Annotated in this window: 1 protein-coding gene; it reads right to left on the reverse strand. The window is 31.0% G+C overall.

Features of this window, described 5'->3' with window-relative positions; genetic code table 11:
* Positions 1-196 precede the first annotated feature (196 nt).
* On the reverse strand, positions 197-1,099 hold a 903-nt coding region (locus PX636_RS05105; RefSeq protein ID WP_288116393.1), incomplete at its 5' end, for an NB-ARC domain-containing protein.

The following is a 1,099-nucleotide window of genomic DNA, read 5'->3' on the forward strand; positions in this document are numbered from 1 at the left end:
AGGGATATACTGAGGAAGAGGCATTAACTAATATACAAGATGCAATGAGTATCTTGCAGCCTTGGAAAAACGCTGGCAAGATGGGGAAATTCCTGAAATTAAAATGCAGGTGTAACTATTTGACAGTCGTAGAATTTCGTAAACTATTATGATTGCGATAAAATTAGCTAAAATTTCTCTTTCTTTCGACTCAGCCCTAGATTTGATGATTAATTACATAAGCTTTAAAAACAGGATTCAAACATAATAGAGCGTTTTCATCTTTTGCCACTATTATTCGTCTGATTAGAGATTGAATTACTTTCAAAGAATCTGTATAAGCTAGAGAAGTTTGGTCGATCATTTCTTTAATAGAAATAGGTTGATTAAAATTTGCTAATTCTGTTAGCATTAGTTTCTCTGATTCTGTTAAACTTTGCAAAATACTTAATAAAGTCTGCTCTAAAGTTTCTTCGGCAATCGGGTATTTAATCTCCAAAAAGTCAGCAACCTTACCTAAAAATGTCTCTTGAATAAAACTAGCAACTAATTCTAACCAAAGAGGATGACCTTGATAACATTTAATTAAGGCTTCCCAACTGTCTTCATTTAATAGATTATGATGGCGCAAAATTTCTATGGCATCTTCTCCTAAACCTTCTATGATTAATGTTTTAATGAATTTATTTTTCTGCCCATAAAAAGTCGTATCAATAGGTTTTTCTTGACTCAACAACAGTAAACAGCTTTGATGATTGACTTCAGCAATGCTTTTAAACAATAGTTGATAATCTTGGTACTCTTTGTGATAATTACCTGCTAGTTTTTTAGAATCAAATAGACTTTGTAAATCATCAAGAATAATCAAGCATCGATGACTTTTCATTAATTGTAAGAACAAATTTAATTGCTTTTCAAGACTTTGAGAAAGCTTCAATTGAGGATTGATAGATTGTAAAATTTCACTTAAAAGTTCATCTAGTTTTGGACAAAAATACAAACTTCTGCGAATAACATAGTTAAAATTATCTTTGATTTTATCAACCAGTTTCAGAGAAAGTGTGGTTTTACCAATTTCTTTTAAACCTAACACATTAACCAAGCGGTATTTCTCCGCAAC

Source organism: Microcystis sp. M53598_WE2, from assembly GCF_030067735.1.
GTDB classification, from domain to species: domain Bacteria; phylum Cyanobacteriota; class Cyanobacteriia; order Cyanobacteriales; family Microcystaceae; genus Microcystis; species Microcystis aeruginosa.